The 23,364-nt window shown below is 51.2% G+C and carries 30 protein-coding genes; 1 reads left to right on the top strand and 29 read right to left on the bottom strand.

Annotation, left to right across the window (positions count from 1 at the left end):
• Positions 1–21 precede the first annotated feature (21 nt).
• The 19 genes from CWI71_RS06695 to CWI71_RS06605 form a co-directional block, all read right to left on the bottom strand.
• Complete coding sequence (locus CWI71_RS06695) at positions 22–855, bottom strand: PHP domain-containing protein (protein WP_126754491.1); 834 nt, start codon at positions 853–855, stop codon at positions 22–24.
• Entirely contained in the window at positions 852–2,873 is a 2,022-nt protein-coding gene (locus tag CWI71_RS06690) for an NADPH-dependent 2,4-dienoyl-CoA reductase (RefSeq protein WP_126754490.1), read from the bottom strand. Before CWI71_RS06690 ends, CWI71_RS06695 begins: the two co-directional genes overlap by 4 nt.
• Before the next feature lie 102 nt (positions 2,874–2,975).
• Positions 2,976–4,373 carry a carbohydrate porin gene (locus CWI71_RS06685; RefSeq protein WP_126754489.1) on the bottom strand — a complete coding sequence of 466 codons (1,398 nt, stop codon included), beginning with the start codon at positions 4,371–4,373 and terminating at the stop codon, positions 2,976–2,978.
• 9 nt (positions 4,374–4,382) lie between these two features.
• Positions 4,383–6,350: a choline BCCT transporter BetT gene (gene betT, locus CWI71_RS06680; protein WP_126754488.1), complete on the bottom strand. Its 1,968-nt coding sequence runs from the start codon at positions 6,348–6,350 to the stop codon at positions 4,383–4,385.
• A gap of 135 nt (positions 6,351–6,485) precedes the next feature.
• Positions 6,486–6,749 carry a 30S ribosomal protein S17 gene (gene rpsQ / locus CWI71_RS06675; RefSeq protein WP_126754487.1) on the bottom strand — a complete coding sequence of 88 codons (264 nt, stop codon included), beginning with the start codon at positions 6,747–6,749 and terminating at the stop codon, positions 6,486–6,488.
• Positions 6,749–6,940: a 50S ribosomal protein L29 gene (gene rpmC, locus CWI71_RS06670; RefSeq protein WP_126754486.1), complete on the bottom strand. Its 192-nt coding sequence runs from the start codon at positions 6,938–6,940 to the stop codon at positions 6,749–6,751. Before rpmC ends, rpsQ begins: the two co-directional genes overlap by 1 nt.
• Positions 6,940–7,353: a 50S ribosomal protein L16 gene (gene rplP, locus CWI71_RS06665; RefSeq protein WP_126754485.1), complete on the bottom strand. Its 414-nt coding sequence runs from the start codon at positions 7,351–7,353 to the stop codon at positions 6,940–6,942. Before rplP ends, rpmC begins: the two co-directional genes overlap by 1 nt.
• An 11-nt stretch (positions 7,354–7,364) precedes the next feature.
• Positions 7,365–8,051 carry a 30S ribosomal protein S3 gene (gene rpsC, locus CWI71_RS06660; RefSeq protein WP_126754484.1) on the bottom strand — a complete coding sequence of 229 codons (687 nt, stop codon included), beginning with the start codon at positions 8,049–8,051 and terminating at the stop codon, positions 7,365–7,367.
• Positions 8,052–8,061: 10 nt separating this feature from the next.
• Positions 8,062–8,394, bottom strand: a complete 333-nt coding sequence (gene rplV / locus CWI71_RS06655) for a 50S ribosomal protein L22 (protein WP_026860407.1) — start codon at positions 8,392–8,394, stop codon at positions 8,062–8,064.
• Between the two features lie 12 nt (positions 8,395–8,406).
• The gene (gene rpsS, locus CWI71_RS06650) at positions 8,407–8,685 is read right to left on the bottom strand and encodes a 30S ribosomal protein S19 (RefSeq protein ID WP_026860408.1); all 279 of its coding nucleotides are present in this window, start codon (positions 8,683–8,685) and stop codon (positions 8,407–8,409) included.
• A 16-nt stretch (positions 8,686–8,701) separates the two neighbouring features.
• Positions 8,702–9,526 (bottom strand): 50S ribosomal protein L2, encoded by an 825-nt coding sequence (gene rplB / locus CWI71_RS06645; protein WP_126754483.1) that lies wholly within the window; start codon positions 9,524–9,526, stop codon positions 8,702–8,704.
• 14 nt (positions 9,527–9,540) lie between these two features.
• Complete coding sequence (gene rplW, locus CWI71_RS06640) at positions 9,541–9,843, bottom strand: 50S ribosomal protein L23 (RefSeq protein ID WP_126754482.1); 303 nt, start codon at positions 9,841–9,843, stop codon at positions 9,541–9,543.
• Complete coding sequence (gene rplD / locus CWI71_RS06635) at positions 9,840–10,445, bottom strand: 50S ribosomal protein L4 (RefSeq protein ID WP_126754481.1); 606 nt, start codon at positions 10,443–10,445, stop codon at positions 9,840–9,842. The genes rplW and rplD overlap by 4 nt, the downstream gene beginning before the upstream one ends.
• 18 nt (positions 10,446–10,463) lie before the next feature.
• Entirely contained in the window at positions 10,464–11,108 is a 645-nt protein-coding gene (gene rplC / locus CWI71_RS06630) for a 50S ribosomal protein L3 (RefSeq protein ID WP_126754480.1), read from the bottom strand.
• A 38-nt stretch (positions 11,109–11,146) separates the two neighbouring features.
• Complete coding sequence (gene rpsJ / locus CWI71_RS06625) at positions 11,147–11,458, bottom strand: 30S ribosomal protein S10 (protein ID WP_008488677.1); 312 nt, start codon at positions 11,456–11,458, stop codon at positions 11,147–11,149.
• A 300-nt stretch (positions 11,459–11,758) separates the two neighbouring features.
• A complete protein-coding gene (locus CWI71_RS06620; protein WP_126754590.1) occupies positions 11,759–12,952 on the bottom strand; it encodes a dipeptidase in 1,194 nt (397 codons plus the stop codon).
• Positions 12,953–13,170: 218 nt separating this feature from the next.
• A complete protein-coding gene (locus tag CWI71_RS06615; RefSeq protein WP_126754479.1) occupies positions 13,171–13,434 on the bottom strand; it encodes a hypothetical protein in 264 nt (87 codons plus the stop codon).
• A 170-nt stretch (positions 13,435–13,604) separates the two neighbouring features.
• Complete coding sequence (dusA, locus tag CWI71_RS06610; protein ID WP_126754478.1) at positions 13,605–14,684, bottom strand: tRNA dihydrouridine(20/20a) synthase DusA; 1,080 nt, start codon at positions 14,682–14,684, stop codon at positions 13,605–13,607.
• Between the two features lie 71 nt (positions 14,685–14,755).
• Positions 14,756–16,327, bottom strand: a complete 1,572-nt coding sequence (locus tag CWI71_RS06605; RefSeq protein ID WP_126754477.1) for an amidase — start codon at positions 16,325–16,327, stop codon at positions 14,756–14,758.
• A gap of 76 nt (positions 16,328–16,403) precedes the next feature.
• Here CWI71_RS06605 and zur point away from each other — a divergent pair, with 76 nt between their 5' ends.
• Entirely contained in the window at positions 16,404–16,844 is a 441-nt protein-coding gene (zur, locus tag CWI71_RS06600; protein WP_126754476.1) for a zinc uptake transcriptional repressor Zur, read from the top strand.
• 9 nt (positions 16,845–16,853) lie between these two features.
• Here the strand turns inward: zur and dnaB are convergent, their stop codons facing one another.
• From dnaB to rlmB, 10 genes are all read right to left on the bottom strand, one after another.
• Positions 16,854–18,266 (bottom strand): replicative DNA helicase, encoded by a 1,413-nt coding sequence (gene dnaB / locus CWI71_RS06595; protein ID WP_126754475.1) that lies wholly within the window; start codon positions 18,264–18,266, stop codon positions 16,854–16,856.
• Between the two features lie 92 nt (positions 18,267–18,358).
• On the bottom strand, positions 18,359–19,321 hold the full coding sequence (locus CWI71_RS06590; RefSeq protein WP_126754474.1) for a DUF4097 family beta strand repeat-containing protein: 963 nt from the start codon (positions 19,319–19,321) through the stop codon (positions 18,359–18,361).
• A gap of 17 nt (positions 19,322–19,338) precedes the next feature.
• Positions 19,339–19,860 (bottom strand): hypothetical protein, encoded by a 522-nt coding sequence (locus CWI71_RS06585; RefSeq protein ID WP_126754473.1) that lies wholly within the window; start codon positions 19,858–19,860, stop codon positions 19,339–19,341.
• Positions 19,853–20,410: an RNA polymerase sigma factor gene (locus CWI71_RS06580; protein ID WP_241967655.1), complete on the bottom strand. Its 558-nt coding sequence runs from the start codon at positions 20,408–20,410 to the stop codon at positions 19,853–19,855. The genes CWI71_RS06585 and CWI71_RS06580 overlap by 8 nt, the downstream gene beginning before the upstream one ends.
• A gap of 145 nt (positions 20,411–20,555) precedes the next feature.
• On the bottom strand, positions 20,556–21,008 hold the full coding sequence (rplI, locus tag CWI71_RS06575; protein ID WP_126754472.1) for a 50S ribosomal protein L9: 453 nt from the start codon (positions 21,006–21,008) through the stop codon (positions 20,556–20,558).
• A 43-nt stretch (positions 21,009–21,051) separates the two neighbouring features.
• Positions 21,052–21,279: a 30S ribosomal protein S18 gene (gene rpsR, locus CWI71_RS06570; RefSeq protein WP_006956988.1), complete on the bottom strand. Its 228-nt coding sequence runs from the start codon at positions 21,277–21,279 to the stop codon at positions 21,052–21,054.
• A gap of 10 nt (positions 21,280–21,289) precedes the next feature.
• Positions 21,290–21,598: a primosomal replication protein N gene (gene priB / locus CWI71_RS06565; RefSeq protein ID WP_126754471.1), complete on the bottom strand. Its 309-nt coding sequence runs from the start codon at positions 21,596–21,598 to the stop codon at positions 21,290–21,292.
• Between the two features lie 25 nt (positions 21,599–21,623).
• The gene (gene rpsF / locus CWI71_RS06560) at positions 21,624–21,995 is read right to left on the bottom strand and encodes a 30S ribosomal protein S6 (protein WP_126754470.1); all 372 of its coding nucleotides are present in this window, start codon (positions 21,993–21,995) and stop codon (positions 21,624–21,626) included.
• A gap of 129 nt (positions 21,996–22,124) precedes the next feature.
• Complete coding sequence (locus CWI71_RS06555; protein ID WP_126754469.1) at positions 22,125–22,583, bottom strand: hypothetical protein; 459 nt, start codon at positions 22,581–22,583, stop codon at positions 22,125–22,127.
• On the bottom strand, positions 22,580–23,329 hold the full coding sequence (rlmB, locus tag CWI71_RS06550; RefSeq protein ID WP_126754468.1) for a 23S rRNA (guanosine(2251)-2'-O)-methyltransferase RlmB: 750 nt from the start codon (positions 23,327–23,329) through the stop codon (positions 22,580–22,582). Before rlmB ends, CWI71_RS06555 begins: the two co-directional genes overlap by 4 nt.
• Positions 23,330–23,364 lie beyond the last annotated feature (35 nt).

Raw genomic sequence — 23,364 nt, 5'->3', positions numbered from 1 at the left:
AACGGTTTGCTTTCCTCGCCCTTAATGCTTGTCCCATGAACGCCATATTGGCACAGTGTCAGGCGGTAAACAAAGATTTTTGCCGAGCTCCCGCCACGGGCGCGGGCCGTGAAAATCAGAGCCTGCCGAGGCTGCAAGGCCGATGTCCTTCGCCATGGTCGCCAATGCCAGCCGCTGTCCCGGACTTTGCTGACTAATTGCCACTTCAACACCATCCAGACCCCAGCTTTTGCAATCGGTAAATAACCGGCGCAGCCACTTATTACTCATTTGATAGGCATGTGGATGAGCCAGTACCGCACTCCCCCCAGCGGCATGTACTGCAGCAATCGCCGCTTCCAGCGAACTCCATGCGGTCGCCACATAGGCTTGCTGCCCTTTCCCAAGGTAACGGCGAAACGCAGTATCGATATCTTTCACCCAGCCCTGATCCAGTAACGCTTGCGCCAGATGCTTACGGGTCGGCATGGTCAGGTCGGCCGCCAGCGGCGGCTCAACCTCAATACCTGCCTTATGCAGTTTCGCCAGCATCTGTTCATAACGTTGCTGGCGCATTTGCTGCTGATGCGCCAGCAACGCCACTAATGCCGGATGTTCCGGATCCATATTCAAACCCACCAGATGGATCTCAAAACCTTGCCAAGCACAGGTAATTTCCACCCCGGCAATTAAGGTAAGCGCTAACTGATGCTCTTCAATGGCCTGCCGCGCGTTACCGATACCCGCCACGGTATCGTGGTCGGTAATGGCAAGGTGACTCACACCCACCGCCGCGGCGCGCAAAACCAGTGCTTCCGGAGCAAGCTCGCCGTCTGAGAAATGACTGTGACAATGTAAATCGTATAATTCGCTCATAATTGTGCCGCCAGTTCTGCACCCTGTCGAATGGCGCGCTTGGCATCGAGTTCCGCGGCAACATCTGCGCCACCAATCAGGTGAACCTTCTTGCCCGCGGCCTCTAATTGTTCCTGCAACTCACGCAACGGTACTTGGCCCGCACAAATCACCACGTGATCAACCGGTAACAACTGCTCCTGGCCTTCAATCTCAATCCAGAGCCCCTGGTCGTCAACCTTTTTGTAAGTCACGCCCGCGACCATATGTATGCCTTTCTTTTTCAGTGTTGCGCGATGCACCCAACCGGAGGTTTTACCAAGGCCTTTACCCACTTTACTGGTTTTGCGTTGCAGTAACCATACTTCACGCGGACTGTGTTCCGGCGCTGGCTGGGTCAGTGCGCCGCGGCCACGGTAATCTTCATCCACGCCCCAGATACTGTTCCATTCACTCACTGAGAGCGCTGGTGAAGACTCAGTGCTAATGTACTCAGCAACATCAAAACCGATACCGCCGGCACCAATAAGCGCCACTTTTTGGCCCAGTGGCTTGTGATCGCGCAGAACATCAATGTAACCCAGTACTTTTTCGTGATCGGCTCCGGGAAAGTCGACTTTGCGCGGCAGTACCCCGGTGGCCAGAATAATTTCGTCAAAGTCCTCTTCCAATAAGGACTCAGCGCTCTGCCGACACTGCAGATGCACCTTGACCCCGGCATCGGCAAGGCGGTTCTCAAAATAACGCAGGGTTTCGTAGAATTCTTCTTTACCCGGAATCTGTTTGGCGAAATTGAACTGGCCACCTATTTTATCACTGGCTTCAAACAGGTGTACCTCATGGCCCCGCTCGGCGGCATAACAGGCGAAGGCTAAGCCTGCCGGTCCCGCGCCCACAACGGCAAGGCGTTTAGTTGTGCTGGCAGGTTGCATTAACAGTTCCGTTTCATAGCAGGCCTGCGGATTCACCAGGCAACTGGCGCGCTTATTTTCAAACACATGATCAAGGCAGGCCTGATTGCAGGCAATACAGGTATTAATACGGTCACCTTTACCAGCTTGCGCTTTGGCGACGAAGTCAGCATCGGCTAATAACGGGCGTGCCATCGAAACCATATCGGCCTCGCCCTTCGCCAGAATCTGCTCTCCAATTTCAGGCGTGTTAATACGGTTGACTGCCACCAGCGGAATGTTCACTTCTTGCTTCACACGCGCGGTAATCCAGCTGAACGCGCCGCGTGGCACTGAGGTGACGATGGTTGGCACCCGTGCTTCATGCCAGCCGATACCGCTGTTGATCATGGTAGCGCCGGCAGCTTCAATCTCTTTTGCCAGAGCAACCACTTCTTCATAAGCATGGCCTTCAGGTACTAAATCCAGCATCGACAAACGATAAATAATAATAAAGTTTTCACCGACCGCGGCCCGCACAGCTTTCATAATTTCAATGGCAAAGCGTGCGCGGTTTTCGAACGAGCCGCCCCAGCGATCAGTGCGCTTATTGGTACGCGGACACAAAAACTGATTAATCAGATACCCTTCCGAACCCATCACTTCGACACCGTCATAGCCAGCTTTTTGTGCGAGTCTGGCACAGCGGGCAAAGTGCTTAATGGTCTTTTGTATTTGACGCTCCGACATGGCCTTTGGCGTGAACGGCGATATAGGAGCTTTAAGTTTACTTGGCGCAACCGCAAACGGGTGGAATGCATAGCGTCCGGTATGCAGAATTTGCAGGCAGATTTTTGCCTCATGACGATGCACTGCCTCAGTAATCTGGCGATGCTTCTTTACATGCCAGGGCTTACTCAATTCTGAGCCCAGTGGCTGCACCCGCCCGCGAAAGTTAGGACTGATGCCACCGGTCACGATAAGACCTACTCCGCCCTTTGCGCGCGCCTCATAAAAAGCCGCGAGCTTCTCAAAGCCGCGCTTTTCTTCTTCAAGCCCGGTATGCATTGAGCCCATGAGCACGCGGTTCTTTATCTGCGTAAATCCTAAATCAAGTGGCGCAAGTAAATGGGGGTAGGGAGCTGTCACAGTGACCTCAACTTAAACGACTGTTTGAATAAGTTCACTGTACTGATTTCACCGCTTGCCAGCAAGTGCCAAGCGGTGAAACCCGCGAGGGACGGCAATAGTTTAAAAGTAGTAGCCAATATTAATATTAAAGCGGGTATTGGTGTCGTCTGAGTCACCCACCATACTGCCGCCAACAAACGGCTGGTTTTTCGCCGTAACCAGATCAAAGTAGGTATAAAGTCCACCCGCCGATACCGCCATACCCAGCACATTCATAAAGGTGTCTTCACTACCGCCACGCTTATCGGTCATCAGGCTGTAATCATTATAGAATGTCAGATTAGTGATGGGACCGATCTCAACTGGCAGGCTGTAAGCCACATTCGCGGTGTACAGGGTCGCCTTACTCGGAATAGTGTCGTAGAAGGCGTAGGCCCCTACAACAATACCTTCGTTGGCCATCTCCATGTCGTAATCGTACTGACTGACCTGACCCATAAAGGTCCAGCGATCGATGGAATATACGCCGTGTAATGCCCAGGCACTGCGGTCACCAACATCGTCAGTACCGTCATGCATCTGTCCGAACTGACCGGAGACGCCCATTTCAAATGACTGCTCATTATTCCACGAGTATTTACGGGCTACCCGTGCAGCAAAGCTGTTTGACTCACCTACAGCCAGTGACGGCGTATCATAAATACCCTCGCCCGCCAGACGCACGCCCAGTGGATCATAGGCATAGCGGTCTTCACGATTACTGACATAACCATCGACACCGCCCTGCTCATCATTGACAAAGTAGGCAATGTCAAAATCCCACTGGTCATCGCGATAAAGGAATTTGAGTCCGGCGTCGTGGTCATCCTCCAGCCCTACGTAAAAGTTTGAACTGAAGAAGTAATTATTGGAGTTATACGGCGTATTCCCAAACGGTACCTTGGTAATACCCGCCTGTCCCTGCCAGTTTTCATTAAAGTTATAACCGACCCAGGCGTGCTGCACAGCTTCCATGTACTGGAACCAGCGATACTGTGCCGAGAGAATCACATCACCGATGGTGCCGCGAAAATCGAGCCGGAAAATATCAAAGTCAAAATCGCCACCACGATCTTTATTGCCTTCGTTATAGTCTTCCCAGACAAACTGACTGCGCACCGCCCCGCCAATCGCAATCGGGGCGTTTTCGGCGTCTTCAATGTCAGCCTCCAGTTGTTCAACCCGTGCGGCCAGTGCACTGTTATCGTTTATGCGCTCGCGTGGCGGAATCGCACCGACTTGTTGTTCGTCGTCTGTCGCTGGTTGCACTTGTTCGGTTTCCGCGGCCACCACCGCGGTATCAATTTCACGTTCTTCGTCGAGTTGTCTTTCAAGTTCAGCAACACGCTGTTGCAGCTTTTCCATTTGCTGCAATAGCTGTTTGATTTGTTGCTCGGTTGCCGCGCTCTGCTCCTGCTGTGCGATGGCAGGGGAGCTCAGCGCAGCTCCCACACAAAGTGCTATCAATTGCTTTTTCATAGGTCCTCCTTACCGCAGCACATGTAAGAAATGCATGTGTTTGTGATAGTGGTCGATGATATCGCCAATCACGGCATCTCGTGACCAACCTAAGATGTCATAGTCCTGACCACCCTCTCGTAAGTGAACTTCAGCCCGATAATATTTTTTCTCTTCATCAATGTCGGTCGTATCAGCGTCAGCATGGATAAAGGCCGGCTGAATATGACTCGTCAGAAATACCTGATAAACAAAATCGATCTCATCACCATGAACAACGCGGAACGCCATTTGTCCGTCATCGTCTTGGCTGATTTCGACCGTCAGGCCACTTGATTCCATTTCCTCAGACACTTCTTTGAACGCCGGTGCGACGACTTGTTTTAAGAAGCGCTGGCCGACCTGTTTGGTAGGAAAATCGATAATATTATGCAAGCGATCTTTCCAGTTGCGGTTACTCACCGCTGAGGCAGTCAGGTAATTGTTTTGCAACGCATCCTTTTTATGCACATCGACTCTTAACGCGCGTATCAATCCCCAGGTTGCGACCATCAGCACAATGGTAAAAGGTAAGGCACTGGCTATGGTCATGGTCTGAAGTGCTCCCAGACCACCTACCAGCAATAATACGATGGCAACTACGCCCTCGCCGCTGGCCCAGAAAATACGCTGCCATACCGGGGTATCGTCACGGCCGCTCGAGCAGAGCATGTCCACCACCATGGAACCTGAATCCGAAGAAGTCACGAAAAACACGATGACCATGACAGTCGCGAGACCCGAAAGAAAGCTGCTAAACGGGAAGCGCTCAAGGAAGGCAAACAACGCCACCGAGACATCATTTTGTACCATGTCTGCTAAACGGTCGGCGCCCTCGTTCATGATCATATCAATGGCTGAGTTACCAAAGAAGGTCATCCACATTAAGGTAAAGCCCGCCGGTACTAACAGTACACCTGCTACGAATTCACGAATGGTGCGACCACGCGAAACCCGGGCAATAAACAGACCGACAAATGGCGCCCAACTTAACCACCAGCCCCAATAGAATACTGTCCAACCGCCAATCCAGTCGGTTTTCTCGTAGGCAAACAGGTTAAAGGTATTACTGACAATTTCTGAAACGTAAGCGCCCGTGTTCTGTACAAACGCCTGTAGCAGAAAGACCGTTGGCCCCATAAGCAATACGAAAAGAAGCAGTAACACGGCCAGTCCCATATTCAGCTCAGAGAGCCGGCGGATGCCTTTATCCAGGCCTGTGGTGACTGAGATGATTGCTAACAGGGTCACACCCACGATTAACATCACCTGCACCATGGTTGAGACCGGTATATCGAATAAATACCCCAGACCTGAGTTGATCTGGGCGACACCATAACCGAGTGACGTTGCGACACCAAATACCGTACCGATGACGGCAAAGACATCAACGGCGTGACCAATAGGCCCATAGATACGTTGGCCGATGAGTGGATAAAGTGCTGAACGTAAGGTCAACGGTAAACCGTGGCGATAAGCAAAGAAGGCCAGTATCAACGCCACAATGGCATAAATCGCCCAAGCGTGAAGGCCCCAATGGAAGAAGGTGATCTTCATGGCTTCGCGGGCTGCCTCAGTGGTGCCCACCTCGGCGACCGGTGGTGCCAGATAATGCATCACCGGTTCGGCGACACCAAAAAACATCAGGCCGATACCCATGCCCGCCGAAAATAGCATTGAGAACCAGGTCAGCTTGCCGTAATCAGGCGCGGCATGATCGGGCCCCAACTTTATGGTGCCGTAACGGGAAAAACCTAAGAAAATAACGGTTAGCAAAATAATGGCTACGGCTAATACGTAAAACCAGCTACCGTTTTGGATAATCGCTGCTTGCGCGGTTTGGAAGACACTGTTTGCAGTGTCAGGAAAGACAGCTGTGAAAAAAAGAATAATAAAGATAAGCCCTGCTGCACTGTAAAACACAGGGGGATTAAGACGGGCTTTTTCGCTCGACTCCATGCTCGCTTCTCCCATTTGTTATGATTTTCATTCAATTATAGAGGGTTATGCATAAGATGCTAATTTGGATCGCCGCCAAATAAAAAGGCCTCCATCGCTGGAGGCCTTTTTTATGCGTTTTAATTACCTAACGAATTAGATAACTTCTGCGCGCTCTACAATTTCAACCAATGCCCAAGACTTAGTCTTAGATACTGGACGGGTTTCGCGAATAATCACGGTATCGCCCATTTTGCATGAGTTGTCTTCGTCGTGAGCGTGTAACTTAGTAGTACGAGAAATGTACTTACCATATACAGGGTGCTTCACCCGGCGCTCAACAGCAACAGTGATAGACTTGTCCATCTTGTCGCTGATTACACGACCTTGCAGAGTACGAACACGTTTTTCTTCAGCCATTACGCACCTGCCTTCTGATTCAGAATAGTTTTCACACGTGCGATATCACGACGCACTTGCTTCAACATGTGAGTTTGATTCAGCTGACCAGTCGCTGCTTGCATGCGCAGATTAAACTGCTCACGACGCAAACCCAGCAATTCTTCTTGCAGCTGCTCAACGGTTTTATCATTCAGTTCGTTCGCTTTCATTACATCACCGTCCGAGATACAAAGATGGTTTTGAATGGCAGCTTACGTGCCGCAAGAGTAAACGCTTCACGCGCCAGCTCTTCCGAAACACCGTCGATTTCATACAGGACACGGCCTGGCTGAATTTGAGCTACCCAGTATTCCACGCTACCTTTACCTTTACCCATACGAACCTCAAGAGGTTTCTTGGTAATTGGCTTATCAGGGAACACGCGGATCCAAATTTTACCCTGACGTTTCACGTGACGCGTCATGGCACGACGAGCCGCTTCGATTTGACGCGCAGTCATGCGACCACGGTCAACAGCTTTCAAACCGAAAGTACCGAAGCTAACTTTGTTACCTGCTTGCGCCAGACCACGGTTGCGGCCTTTGTGAACCTTACGGAATTTTGTACGCTTTGGTTGTAACATTTAGTATCTCCTTACTTACGGCCTTTAGGGCGTTTCGCTGGAGCCTGTGGCTTTTCTTCAACTGGCATACCGCCCAGTACTTCACCACGGAAGATCCAAACTTTCACACCGATGATACCGTAAGTGGTGTTAGCTTCTGCAGTTGCGTAGTCGATGTCTGCACGCAGTGTGTGCAGCGGTACGCGACCTTCACGGTACCATTCAGTACGGGCGATTTCCGCGCCACCTAAACGACCGCTAACTTCCACTTTGATACCTTTGGCGCCCAGACGCATTGCGTTTTGTACCGCGCGCTTCATCGCACGACGGAACATAACACGGCGCTCAAGCTGACCAGCGATATTTTCAGCAACCAATTGTGCGTCCAGTTCAGGCTTACGCACTTCTGAGATGTTGATTTGAGCTGGCACGCCAGTCAATTTTGAAACTGCTTGACGCAGCTTCTCAACATCTTCACCTTTCTTACCGATGACCACGCCAGGGCGTGCGGTATGAATGGTGACACGGATGCTCTTCGCAGGACGCTCAATAACGATGCGAGAAACTGAAGCATTGCTCAGCTCTTTTTGCAGCATCTTGCGAACCTGGTGATCACTGTGCAGGTTATCGGCAAAATCTTTTGTATTCGCGAACCAGGTTGCATTCCATGGCTTGGTGATACCTAGGCGAATACCATTAGGATGTACTTTCTGACCCATAATTTATCTCCTAGCTATCTGATACAACCACAGTAATGTGGCTGGTACGCTTAAAGATACGATCAGCACGACCTTTCGCGCGAGGCTTGATGCGTTTCATGGTAGGACCTTCGTCAACCATTACTTTGGCAACTTTCAGCTCGTCGATGTCGGCACCTTCGTTGTGTTCAGCATTCGCGATAGCTGACTCCAGCACCTTCTTCAGCAGGCCAGCTGCGTCTTTCGGGCTGTAGTTCAGAATATCCAGCGCTTTCGCTACTGGTAAACCGCGAATCTGGTCAGCAACCAACCGGCCTTTTTGCGCAGAAAGGCGAGCAAACTTGTGAATAGCAATAGCTTCCATCTCAACTCTCCCTTAGCGTTTCTTGGCTTTCTTATCAGCAGCGTGGCCACGATAAGTGCGGGTTGGTGCGAATTCACCAAGCTTGTGACCAATCATTTCGTCAGAAACGAAGACTGGCACGTGCTGGCGACCGTTATGAACAGCGATAGTAAGGCCGATCATATCAGGGATAATCATTGAACGACGGGACCAAGTCTTAATAGGCTTTTTGTCACCGGCTTCCAACGCTTTCTCCACCTTATTTAGCAGGTGAAGGTCAATAAATGGACCTTTTTTAAGAGAACGTGGCATGTTTAATCCTCAACTCTTATTTGTTGCGACGACGTACGATGAATTTATCAGTACGCTTGTTCTTACGGGTCTTATAACCCTTAGTCGGAGTACCCCATGGGGTAACCGGATGACGACCACCAGAAGTACGGCCTTCACCACCACCATGCGGGTGATCAACCGGGTTCATCGCCACACCACGAACGGTAGGACGAACACCACGCCAGCGCGTTGCACCAGCTTTACCCAATTGACGCAGCATGTGTTCTGCGTTGCCTACTTCACCGATGGTTGCACGGCAGTCCGACTGAATCCGGCGCATTTCGCCAGAACGCAGACGTACAGTAACGTAGCCGCCATCGCGAGCCAAAACCTGTACATAAGCACCGGCTGAACGAGCCAGCTGTGCACCTTTACCAGGTTTCATTTCGATTGCGTGTACCACAGAACCTACTGGAATGTTACGCAGTGGTAAGGTGTTACCCGCTTTGATCGGTGCATCTGAACCAGACTGAACTTTATCACCAGCTTTCAGGCCTTTAGGGGCCAGAATATAGCGACGCTCACCGTCTGCATACAGAACCAATGCGATGTTTGCTGAACGGTTTGGATCATATTCCAGACGCTCAACTTTCGCAGGGATACCGTCTTTGTCGCGCTTAAAGTCGATCATACGGTAGTGATGCTTGTGACCACCGCCGATGTGACGAACTGTAATGCGACCATTGTTATTACGACCGCCTTTCTTGTTGTTTTTATCCAACAAAGGCGCGTAAGGCTTGCCTTTATACAGGTCTTCGTTAACCACTTTAACTACGTGGCGACGACCTGGAGACGTAGGCTTACACTTAACTAATGCCATGTGAATTCCTCCTCTTACTCAGCGCCGCCGACGAAGTCGATGTCAGCACCTTCTTTCAGGGTGACATAGGCTTTTTTCCAGTCACTACGCTTACCGAAGCGCATGCCGGTACGTTTGGTTTTGCCTTTCACGTTGACAGTGCGAACGCCTTCAACTTCAACCTCGAACAGTTTTTCAACTGCTGCTTTGATTTCAGCTTTGTTAGCGTCGGTTGCAACTTTGAAAACCACTGTATTTGCAGTTTCAGCTGCAACAGTAGATTTTTCAGAAACGTGAGGAGCAATGATCACTTTCAATAAACGTTCTTCGCGCATCATGCTAAAGCCTCCTCAAGTTGCTTCACTGCGTCCGCAGTCATCAGAACTTTTTCAAAAGCAATCAGGCTTACCGGGTCAACAGCCTGAACATCACGTGCGTCAACTTTGTGCAAGTTGCGTGAAGCAAGGAACAGGTTCTCGTCCAGTTCTTTGGTCACGATCAACACGTCGTTCAGATCCATTTCTTTCAGCTTAGTAGCCAGTTGCTTGGTCTTTGGTGAATCAACACCAAAGCTTTCGACCACGACTAAACGGTCCTGACGAACCAGTTCAGACAAGATGCTCTTCATCGCACCGCGGTACATTTTTTTGTTTACTTTCTGGTCGTGGCTGCGTGGTTTCGCTGCAAAAGTAGTACCACCAGAGCGCCAGATTGGGCTACGGATAGTACCTGCGCGAGCACGGCCAGTACCTTTTTGGCGCCATGGCTTTTTGCCACCGCCAGCTACTTCAGAACGCGTCTTCTGTGCTTTGGTGCCCTGACGAGCGCCTGCAGCATAAGCGACAACGACTTGATGAATCAAAGCTTCGTTGAACTCACGTCCAAAGGTAGCTTCGGAAACTTCAAGAGCGCCTTTTGCGTCTTTCAATGTTAATTCCATCACCATTCTCCTCAGACGTTACGCCTTAGCCTTGACTGCTGGCTTGATGACAACGTCACCGCCAGTAGCACCAGGGACAGCGCCACGAATCAGCAACAAACCACGCTCAGCGTCAACACGCACGACATCAAGAGTCTGCACGGTTATTTGCTTGTTACCCATCTGACCTGCCATTTTCTTGCCTTTGAATACCCGACCAGGAGACTGGTTTTGACCGATAGAACCCGGTGCACGATGTGACAACGAGTTACCATGGGTAGCGTCCTGAGTACGGAAATTCCAGCGCTTAACAGCACCTTGGAAACCTTTACCTTTAGAGGTACCGGTAACGTCTACTTTTTTGGTGTCCGCAAAAATTTCTACGGTGATTTCAGAACCTACTGCGAAATCTTCACCTTCGCCGTCTTCCAGGCGGAATTCCCAGAGACCACGACCTGCTTCGACACCCGCTTTCGCGAAGTGACCAGCAGCTGGTTTGTTTACGCGGTTCGCTTTTTTCTCACCTGTTGTAACTTGAAGCGCGCGATAGCCGTCAGTTTCCTCAGTTTTGACCTGAGTCACACGGTTTGCAGTCACTTCAATCACAGTAACAGGTACAGAAGCGCCGTCTTCTTGGAAGACACGTGTCATTCCTACTTTACGACCGACTAGACCAATAGCCATTGTTAAAACCTCTCGTGTGTAATCCTATTACTGCCCGCTTAACCCAGGCTGATCTGAACATCAACACCCGCTGCAAGGTCAAGGCGCATCAGCGCGTCAACAGTCTTGTCAGTAGGGTCCATGATATCGATCAGACGCTTATGGGTACGGATCTCGTACTGGTCACGCGCATCTTTGTTCACGTGTGGAGAAATCAACACGGTGAAACGTTCTTTGCGCGTAGGCAGAGGGATTGGACCACGTACCTGAGCACCAGTCCGTTTTGCAGTCTCAACGATCTCTGCAGTTGACTGGTCAATCAGACGGTGATCGAACGCTTTCAGTCGAATCCGAATTCTTTGATTAGCCATAAAAAATCAAAGCCTCAAATAAAGAGCATTTAAAAAAGAGCACAGAAAAAAACCTACACCCTGGCAGCATACCGGGCGAGGTATTTCTAACGAATCAACATTCAATCCCCTATCGGGATTGCTGTGGCAACCAACTTCCAGTTGTTTACTTACCGGTCAAGAGCCCTGAGGGATCAACAACTGTGGCGGCAAATTATACACGGAAAAGATAGAAAAGCAACAGCGTTATCGGTTATCAGATACTGGTTATTAGCAAACAACCAATATCCAGTATCCAGTAACTAATAACGCTCTAAGGTTTTAGTGGTTCGCGGCGTAGGTTTCTACTTCGCGCCAGACGCGAAGTAAATTCTCATTGAGGATCTTCTTAATATCGGCGTCAGAATAGCCCCGATCAAGTAAGCCTTGCACCAGATTTGGATACGTTGATACGTCTTTCAGACCCACCGGCAAAGAGTCACCAACACCGTCGTAATCAGAACCAATACCGACGTGGTCAATGCCGACCAACTCGACGACGTGGTCAATATGGTCGAGCACCTGCTCCAGCGTTGCGAACGGGAACGGGTTATCAGCGCGTAATTCGGCGATGCGTTGTTTGGCTTCTTCGCTGTCTTCACCGAGCTCAGCGATGACTTTTTCAACCTGCTGGTTAATCATGTCGCGATAACGGTTCGCGGCCTGGGTCACGAAGGTCGAACCGAAGTTGATCATAATAACGCCGCCGTTTTCGCCCAGCGCTTTGATCATGTCATCGCTCATATTCCGTTCAAAGCCCGGCGTATAACGACGCAAAGATGAGTGAGAGGCGATAACCGGTGCTTTAGAGAGCGCCAGGGTTTGCCAGAAAGCATCATCGGAGACATGCGAAATATCGATCATCATACCGATATTATTCATCTCAACGACCAGCTCTTTACCAAAGGGGCTCAGGCCATTCCACTGGCGGCGGATGTCATAGGATGAGTCAGCGATGTGATTCGACAGTGAATGCGACAAGGTAATATAACGAATGCCGCGATCATAAAATTCTTTCAGGTTAGCCATGTCGCCTTCCATAGGCGAGCCATTTTCCATGCCCAGCGCTATCGACATCAGGCCCTGGTCGAACTGTTGCTCAACGTCAGCCACCGTATAGGCCATGGCAAACTTGTCTGGCGCGCGCCACGCCACTGCTTCCATACTATCAATCAACTGGTGGGCAAGTTGCTTACTGGCACCCGGCGTCTGTTCCAGCTGTGCCGGAATATAAATCGACATGAAAGGCACATTCAGACCGCCTTCTACAGCACGGGGATAATCGAAGTCACCACCTTCAGTGGCTTGAGTTACGTCGGCCCACTTTTCAGTAAGGCGATAAGGGACGTCAATGTGGGTATCGATCAGCATATTTTCCTGCGCAAGCTTAATTGCACGTTCGCTGGCCTGATACTGCTGCGCATTTACCGGCGCCTGAAGCGCTGCCACTACGGCCAGACTCACTGCGCTGACCATTCCTAACCATGCGTTTTTGTTCACTACAAGTTCCTCTGACTAAAGTTACTCTTGTTATTGTGAACCGCAGACTAGCACAGAAAAGCCTTTAAAATCACCCTGTGTTGGTTGCGTTAAACGCATGGTTAATGACGACGGCCGCACCGGCGACCACTGTGCTTACCACCGGTGCAAAGGTCAGAATCAGCAGCCAGATCGAAGTAAGATCAAACATTCGGTTACTCCCCTTTCAGGGCTGACGGCTTTACCTCAACGCGTTGTTCCGCCACAATCAGCTCGGGCTCAAGGCGTGGACCGCGTAATTCAGCCAAAAGGCGTTGTTGCTGCAAACGGCTCTGCTGATCAAGATGATGCTTCACCTGTTTGGCTTGCGCATGCAGGCTTTTCCCGATCGCCGCTTCAAGCTCGGCTTTATTGTTCGCCAGTGCCGGAGTAGCCGTTGCAGCGGCGACTAAGGTGATAAGTGCGATGATAGCTTTCATGTTTTGTTCTCCTATCGAATGGTGAAACGCAAACCGTCCTCACAACGGTCCTGGTTAAGTCGATAGAAGTAATACAAAGGTTGTGCCAACTTTTGAAAAACGATGACAACCATCTGTATTCTAAAGGTTTTATATTTATTACTTATGGAAGGGTGAGATTTTTCGGGCGCTTATTCGTTGGTCTGTTCCGCTAACTTTTGGTCAAGCTTTGCACGTTCTTGCAGCACAAAAGCCAGACCACCGCGGATCAGTTCTTCGGCATTTGTCGCCGTGGGCCCTTGTTGGCTCAGCCACTGACGCCAGCGTTTCGCGCCTGGCTGTCCCTGAAATAAACCCAGCATATGGCGCACCACATGCCAGCAGCGCCCACCCTGTTGCAGATGCGCTTCTGTGTAGGGAATCATTTGCTCAACGACCGTGACTTGCTCAGCGAAGGTCGCATATTGCTGCAGCATTTGTTGCGGCATTTCTTCCGACATTTCTTGCGGCATAGGTGCAGCAGTATCAGCCAGCAGTGTATCAAAACAACCAAGAAACGCAGGGTTCTGATAAGCCTCACGACCTACCATCACGCCATCAACATGCTGCAGATGCGTGGCAATGGCAGCGGCATCGGTAATGCCACCATTTATCATCAGATGCAGCCCGGGGTAGCGCTGCTTCGCCTGGTAGACACGCTCATACTGTAACGGGGGAATCTCGCGATTCTGCTTCGGGCTTAAGCCCTGGAGCCAGGCTTTGCGGGCGTGCAACGTCAGATAACGACAGCCAGCATCGGTAACGGTGTCAATAAACCGGTAAAGGAACGCATCACTGTCGTGCTCGTCAATACCGAGTCGGGTTTTCACCGAAACCCGTAGCTGCGGGGCTGCTTTTTGCATGGCCTCGACACAGGCGCCTACGATCGCAGGCTCTGCCATCAGACAGGCGCCGAAGCTGCCATTTTTGACGCGATCGGACGGACACCCGACGTTAATGTCGACCGCCTCATAGCCGCGTTCAAAAGCACGCGCTGCACATTCAGCCATCGCTGCCGGATCGCTGCCACCAAGCTGCAGAACCACCGGCTGCTCAGCCGGATGAAAAGCGAGGAAGTCGTATTTACCGTGAATAATGGCGCCTGTTGTTACCATCTCAGTGAAAAGCACGGTTTTCTTGGTAAAAAGCCGATGAAAATATCGACAATGGCGATCGGTCCAGTCGAGCATAGGAGCTACAGCGAGTGTCGGAGCTGTTAATGTCGATGCCATAGGGAACGCGCCTCAATACCAGTAAGGACGCCGTATTCTACGGTTTCGCTCTGGCTTTGCAAGTTTTGCGGTTAATGCTCGCGCGGTAACAGCGCTGGTGCTCGCCGTTGTTGGCTGACTTGCTCATAGGCGTAAGCCGCTTCGATCAGCAACGCATCCGCACCGGCGCCGGCAAAGAAGCTCATGCCTACCGGTAAGTGCCCGATAAAACCCATTGGCACCGTGATATGTGGGTAGCCGGCTACCGCGGCTGGTGAACTGGCCGAGCCAAGATAATGATCGCCGTTGATGACATCAATCTTCCAGGCGGGCGAGGTGGTCGGCGCAATCAACAGGTCAAGTTGGTGACGCTTGAGTGTCGCATCAATGCCGTTTTTACCTGCGGCATCTTTCGCTCGCGCAAGCGCCGCTTCATAATCCGCTTGCTGTTCATCGGTACGCAAATCCGCAAGGGCAAAGATTTGCTGCCCGAAAAATGGCATCAGAACCTCGCCATATTGCTGCGTCGCCGCTATAAGCTCATCAAGATTATGGTAACGTGCTTGCGGATGCTGGGAGAAATAATCCTGTATGCTGTATTTAAACTCATGTAACAAGACGATGAGTTCATCTTCACTCCAGTCGTGCTCGCTGCAAAACTCAACCTCTTCAATGATCTCGGCGCCGGCATCGCGCAACACGTTTAACTGCTTCTCGAAGGCCGCGTCCAGGTCGGTATGATAACCCATCAGATTGCGTGCGACTCCTATGCGCTTGCCTTGCAGACCGGCGACCTTTAGATGCTCACTAAACGACGGGCTGCGTTTGTCATCAGCGTTACGTTCAACCAGCACATCCAACAGATATACCGCGTCACGAACAGTGCGCGCCATAGGACCGGCAGTGTCCTGGCTGGGAGCGATGGGAATAATCCCCTTATGGCTAATCAGGCCAAGCGTCGGTTTAATCGCGACAATTCCCGTGGTTGCTGCCGGACATACCAGCGAACCATCGGTTTCGCTCCCCACTGCTACCGGAATCAGGTTACTACTGACAGCACAGGCCGAACCACCGCTCGAGCCACAGGTACTGCGCGTGGTGTCATAGGGGTTTTTTATCATGCCACCGAGACTGCTCCAGCCTGAACTAGCGCCACTGGAACGGAAGTTTGCCCACTCCGTTAAGTTCGCTTTACCAATGATAATCGCACCCGCCGCGCGCAACTTTTCTACCAGCGGGGCATCACGTTCAGGAAAGTGCTCTTTCAGTAGCAAAGAGCCTGCAGTATTTGGCAATCCATCAGCGGTATCAATATTATCTTTCAGTAACACCGGAATACCATGCAGTTTTCCACGGACATTGCCCTGCTCGCGCTCGGTGTCTAACTTGCGCGCTATTTCCAGGGCGTCGGTAAGGGGCAATAACTGATTTACCGCACGTAAATCTGCGCCCTCCTCGTTATGCCGGACGATCTGCCGATAATAATGACGTACCACCTGTTGGGCATTCAATTCACGGTTCTGCATCGCCTCCTGCAACTTATCAAGTGTGATGTCAGTAAAACTGAAATCCGGCTCACCCGGTGCTATCGCATCGGTGTGAGATAAGCCAACAAGTAAACGTCGCCAATTGGTTTGATAAGATTTGCCAGAATCTGAAGTCATGATTGTCGTCCTTTTCATCTGCTCTGAGCTGCTTGTGTGCTACCCGATTCGCAATGACCGTGATAAACTGCTTGTTATGACGACAAAAGATACAGCGCGCCTTATCTCTAAGGCCGAAAAATTATGTGCACAGCGTGGTGCGCGGCTAACGCCGGCGCGCCGTGAAGTATTTGAGATCCTGGCAGAACAAAGCGGCGCGATCGGCGCCTACGATCTGCTTGATAAACTCAAATCGGCTGTACCTAATGCCAAGCCTCCGACCATCTATCGTGCCCTTGATTTCCTGCAAGAGCAAGGCTTTGTCCATAAGATTAGCTCATCAAACAGTTATGTGCTTTGTAGTCATTTTGACCACCACCATCCCGTGCAGATGCTCATCTGCGAGCGCTGCGGCTCAGTGCAGGAAATTCAGTCCGACGGGGTGTATGAGGCGCTGCGTAAGCAGGCTGAAGATCAGGGTTTTCAGGTTGAATCGCAAACCATCGAGGCACACGGTGTGTGCCGCGAGTGTGCTTAACCCTTCTTATTAGTAGTCCGGCCCGTCAGGAATTTCATGCTGGGCCAGATTATCAAAGCGTGAATACTGCCCCTGGAACTTCAGTTTCACCGTGCCAATGGGGCCATTCCGCTGCTTACCCAGAATAATCTCAGCAATGCCCTTCTCATCACTTTCCGGGTGATAGACTTCATCACGATAGATGAACATGATGACGTCGGCGTCCTGCTCAATCGAGCCCGACTCACGCAAATCTGAGTTGACCGGACGACGGTTCGAGCGTTGCTCAAGTGAGCGGTTGAGCTGTGACAACGCCACCACAGGCACTTCGAGTTCTTTCGCCAGCGCCTTCAGTGAGCGCGATATTTCGGCAATTTCCAGAGTCCGGTTTTCAGCCATGCCGGGCACCGTCATTAACTGCAAATAATCGACCATGATCATCGATAAACCACCGTGTTCACGCGCTACCCGCCGCGCCCGCGAGCGCACCTCGGTGGGCGTCAGACCTGATGAGTCATCAATGTAAATGTTATTGCGCTCTTTCAGAATCGAAATGGTGGAGGCCACGCGACTCCAGTCTTCTTCCTGTAGCTGACCATTACGTATGCGGGTCTGATCCACATGGCTCAACGAGGCCATCATCCGCATCATGATCTGTTCTGACGGCATCTCTAAACTAAACACCAGCACCGGCTTGTCTTCGCGCATGGCTACATTTTCACAGAGATTCATGGCGAAGGTGGTTTTACCCATCGACGGCCGCGCCGCGACGATGATTAAATCAGAAGGCTGTAAGCCAGCGGTCATGCGATCGAGATCGGAGAAGCCAGTCGAGCGTCCGGTGACACCGTTGGCATTTTTACTGCGACTGAGCTCATCGATGCGCTCCACTGTGCGTTGCAGAATCGGGGCAATCGCCTGTGGACCCTCGTTGGCATCGGTGCGTTTTTCGGCGATATTAAAAACCTTGCTCTCTGCAATATCGAGTAGTTGAGCACTGCTACGGTTCTGCGTGTCATAGCACGACTCGGCGATTTCATTTGAAGCGGCAATCAGCTCGCGCAGCACCGCGCGCTCACGAACAATTTGCGCGTAGGCGCGAATGTTCGCCGCACTTGGTGTGTTCTTAGCGATTTCACCTAAATACGCAAAGCCGCCGACATCCTGTAGTTCTCCCGCCGCTTCCAGAGTTTCCGATACAGTGACGAGATCAATAGGTTGGTTTTGCTCGGTCAGTCGCGACATCGCGCGAAAAATAAGCCGGTGACCGCGATGGTAAAAATCGTCACTGATAATATCGCCGGCAATCGCGTCCCAGGCCTGGTTATCGAGCATTAAGCCACCGAGTACCGATTGTTCGGCCTCAATTGAATGGGGTGGTGTCTTAATTGCAGCAAGCTTGGCATCCGTACGTGCTTGCTTTTCAGGGCGGGTCGCGGCCATGGTTCTCTCAGTTACGATGAATGATGGCTTAGACTATACAAAATGCGGGGCAAGGAGGGAAGCGAATCGCGCTGCGATCCGCTTCTGTTTGATTACTTTTTGATGAAATGGATATCACCGCTCATGGTAGTTACATCAATGACACCAGAACCGTTGCCGACGGTCGACTTCAGCTGCGCACCGACGCCCCAGCGTGACTCTTCCGCGCGCTGCTCATTGAGACGATTCACAATGCTACCGCCACCACTGACCACGGCTGATAATTTCGCATTCAGTTCACCGCGAATCGCTAATTCAACATCACCGCTGACAGAGTTTGCTGTCACCCGACCATTGTTCGCCAGGCTAAACGTCGCTTCGACATCGCCGCTCACGGATTTCGCCGCCAGTTCTTTCACTTCGCTGAGGGTCAATTCAATATCACCCGAGACCGACTCGACACGCACTTCTGTTGCTGGCGTTGCCACACGGATGTCACCACTGGTCGTACTATAATCGGCAACCGTGGCGTTACCGTTACGATCATCAATATCGCCACTTACCGACTTCAGCTGTACGCGTCCGCCCACTTCACTGGCGAATACGTCACCACTGACGGTGTTCAACCGGATATCACCCTGCAACTCTTTTGCGGTGATATCGCCACTTACCGTATTAATTCTCACGTCACTGTTAAAACCTGTGATCGCGTAATCACTCGAAACCCCCTCAAGCGTAAGCTCGGCACTTTGCGGTAACCAGATTTCAAGTTCCGTTACATCGTTACCGGAAAAGTTTCCCCGTTGTGGCATCTCGACTGCAATTGTCAGGGTACTGCCATCCAGTGCGAAGATAAAACCCGTGGCATATTCATCAAGTACGCCTTCGACCCGTGCCACTGAATCCGCTGTGCCCTTGATTGAAACTTCACCGCGCATATTCTCAACTTTTACGAACACATCTGCAGGAACCTGAAGTTGCTCGTCAACACGCTGCTGTTCAGCCACCGCGCCGGTGCTATAAACCAATCCCGTCGCCAGGACCATCCCCGTTACTACACTTGTCAGAACTTTCATGACTTTTCTCCTACCCGTTAAACCTGTTGCAGCTTATCGTTCACCACAAACTGTGATTCCAGTAACTCTAACTCTTTGTTATACAACCATTGCAGTAGCTGCCAGAGCGCCTGATTGTCGGGTTCCTCCAACAGTTGTGCACTGACTTCCTGAATACTTGCGCGGATCTGCTCTACTTCGGCGGCCACAAAATCACTCTCGCCGTTCCAGCCCGCTGTTTGATAATGGGTCAGCACAAACTCCCGTTGTTGTTCATGCTGCGCATTCAGATACGCCAATAAGGCTTTGGCTGGTGGTGTCCCGGTGGCAGTTGCTGCCGGCTCATGCATGCCCATAAAGGTCACCCCACCGACCGCCAGCACTAAACAGGCAGCACTTGCCCAGACCCAGTTCAGCCACTTGCCTGAGCGCCGCTGACGGCGCGCCAGGCTATGTTCAATACCGCGCCACAAATCACGTTCAGGGGCCGGCGTCGATGCGCCACTTGCCGCTTCCTGAATGAGTTGATCGAGTCGCTGTTTTGCTGTCGAATTACTCATCACTCAACCACTCCTCTAATAAAGTTCGTGCTCGATGCACGTGCGCTTTACTCGTACCCACTGCAATCCCAAGCTCACTCGCCACCTCGTCATGACGTAATCCTTCAATGCAGTGCAAAACAAAAACCCAGCGCATTTGCTCAGGTAACCGCTGAATCAACCGGTCGAGCTCGCCCAGGTCAGCACTGGCTGACTGCGTTATCCCATCGGCGTAGCTGCCGTCATCGGTCAGCGTAATATTCTGACGCCAGCGCTTTTGCTTGCGCAGCTCACTGATGGCCACGCGACTGGCAACGGTATGCAGCCAGGTACTGAATTTACTCTCGCCGCGAAAGCTGCCCAGGGCATCCCAAAGCTTGATAAAGACTTCCTGCGTCAGGTCATGGGCGGTTTCACTGTCGCCCGCCAGCCGCCAGACCAGGCCATAGACCTTGCGGTGATGACGCTCAAACAGCTGCGAAAAAGCTGCCATGTCGCCATTTGCCGCCTGACGGACGAGTCGCTGGTCCGGGTCCTCAAACGCCTGATGGGTGATCACTTGTGCTGTCACGGGGTGTGCCCTTTTTGCTGTTCTTGTAGGGTTGGTCGCTGCCAATACTTACAAGGTTTACATGAGCATAAAAAAAAGCAAAAAAAAAACCGCAGCCCGGTGACCCGAACTGCGGTTTTTGGTGTGCATATTTGCTTAGTGCTGATTACTCAGCAGCAACCACCTGCAACTTGATGGTGGCAAATACGTCAGCGTGCAAGTGCAACTCAATGTCATACTCGCCAGTCTCACGTAAAGTACCGTTTGGCAACAATACTTCGCTCTTCTGCACTTCAACACCCGCTGCAGTTACTGCATCAGCGATGTCTTTGGTACCGATAGAGCCAAACAGCTTGCCTTCATCGCCAGCTTTAGAGCTGATCACGATAGGATCAAGTGCGTTGATTTTTTCTGCACGCTCTTCTGCAGCAGCTAAGTCAGAAGCGATTTTCGCTTCTAATTCAGCGCGGCGTTCTTCGAAAACTTTAATGTTCGCGGCAGTTGCTGGAACAGCTTTGCCTTGCGGGAACAAAAAGTTACGTGCATAGCCAGACTTCACGGAAACCTGGTCGCCCAGGCCACCTAAGTTGGCGATTTTGTCTAATAGAATAATTTCCATTGTTCGCTACCTCTGAGTTTCTGAGATCGTTCGCGATGCCGGCTTACTGATGTGAGTCAGTATAAGGCAGCAACGACAAGTAACGTGCACGTTTGATGGCACGCGCCAACTGACGCTGGTACTTCGCAGAAGTGCCAGTGATGCGGCTAGGAACGATTTTGCCACTCTCAGTGATATAGTTTTTCAGAGTAGCGATATCTTTATAATCAATTTCTTTAACGCCTTCTGCCTTAAAGCGGCAGAATTTACGGCGACGGAAAAAACGAGCCATGATGGTCTCCTCAAATCTTTACAAGTTGCCGGGCGTGCAGTACCAGTTTTCCAACACCGTTTTTATCTTCAATTCGATTCAAAAAACCGCTGACCTGTAACTGTGTCCCAACTGTCAATTCGTTCATCCACTGTTTCGCTGCTTCACCTGTTACCACAACCAGAATTCTTACGAAACTGCGCCGTGAGTATCCGGCTTCCTGTTGTTCCGACTGGTGATCCAGTACAAAACGCAAGTGGCTGATGCCTGCCGGGCTGGTGGTTAACCTGGGTGGTTTGCTGACGCTGCCACCTAATACCAGTTGATTACTTAGCTCCACAATGGTCAGACGCTAACAATTCAGCTTACGCTGCTTCGTTATCGCCTTGTTCTTCGTTACGGCTGTCGCCTTTACGGTCTTCTTTTTTAGTCAAAGGAGACGCATCGGTGACGGCTTCTTTCTTACGCATGATCATGTTGCGAAGAACGGCATCGTTGTAACGGAAAGCTGTTTCCAACTCTTCGACAACTTCAGCTGAAGCTTCGATGTTCATCAGAACGTAATGTGCTTTGTGCAACTTGTTGATTGGGTAAGCCAGTTGACGACGGCCCCAGTCTTCCAGGCGGTGGATAGTGCCGTTACCTTGTTTGATCGTTTCGCTGTAACGCTCGATCATACCAGGTACTTGCTCGCTCTGGTCCGGGTGGACCATGAATACGATTTCATAATGACGCATTTCTGCTCCTTATGGTTCATAGCTACTGATAGGCTCAGTCACACCTGCAGCAGCAAGGAACGCTTTATTGATAGTTTAAAAACTTCAGACTGATTTAAGCGGCGGGATTTTAGCCGAATTTGGTCGGGATCACAAGCTTGTACTATGCTTTTCTGCGTTTTCAATCAAGTCAGTCAGCACTTTCACGAACTGTTCCGGTAAAGCCCCCATGGCATCATAGGGTCCCTGAACTTTAAAACGCTGCTCCTGAACTTGTTCGGTCGTCTCGCTTTGCGGGGCACGTAATACTGCTACGATCACCAATTGTTCGGACTCGAGAACTTCAGCCTCTAACTGCCACGCATAGGGCGCTGCGTTTTCAACCAAGCGCCATTCATGGCGTTGCTGAATACGCTGACGAATGTCAAACATGACATCATCGACGCGTGGCGACATCGACGCAGAGGTTAGCTCAACATACAACTGCGGTTTATTGGTCCGCTCACCAGGCAAAAATCCACCGGTCGGTAACCATGCCAGCGCCAGTAAAACAATGACGATCATCGACAGCACCACCGGGCGCATACGCATTAGCGGAACCTTCTTCATGCTGTTTCGCCCCGCTGCCGCACTGCTTCAAACAAACACACGCCGGTTGCTACCGACACATTCAGGCTTGAGACGCTGCCATGCAGAGGAATTTTAATCAGTTCGTCACAGGTTTCACGGGTCAAACGCCGCATGCCATCGCCTTCGGCACCCATGACCAGCGCCACAGGCCCTTTCAGATCGACGTTATAGACCGATTGCTGTGCCTCGCCTGCGGTCCCCATCACCCATACGTTCAACTGTTGTAACTGCTTCAGCGCCCGTGCCAGATTAGTAACCTGCACCAATGGCATGGTTTCAGCTGCGCCGCATGCAACTTTCCGTACCGTGGCATTCAGCGATGCTGATTTGTCTTTTGGCACAATGACTGCTGTGACACCGGCAGCGTCTGCAGTTCGCAGACAGGCCCCTAAATTATGCGGGTCGGTGACACCGTCCAGGACCAGAAACAAAGCTGCTGAACTGCTGTTATTTACCAGATCAGGCAAATCATTATCGGTGAGCAACGGCGCCTCCAGGGCTACCACGACAATGCCCTGATGGGTGCCACCGTCAGCCTTTTTATCAAGGGTCTGTTTAGGCACAAACTGTGGCCGGACGCCTAAGCGCTGAGCACTTTGTACCAGTGTTTGCAACGCGTCGTCCTGACGCTCACGCAACGCAAATACCTCAACCACCCGCTCGGGATGTCGCTCAAGCAACGCACGTACTGCGTGCAGACCAAATACAGCTACTTTCTTACTCATTGATTGAGCTATCCTTTCATTTTTAGTTATTTCTG

Origin of the sequence: Pseudidiomarina insulisalsae (assembly GCF_003987065.1) — a bacterium.
GTDB lineage: Bacteria > Pseudomonadota > Gammaproteobacteria > Enterobacterales > Alteromonadaceae > Pseudidiomarina > Pseudidiomarina insulisalsae.
This window is presented reverse-complemented; position numbering and strand designations above follow the sequence as displayed.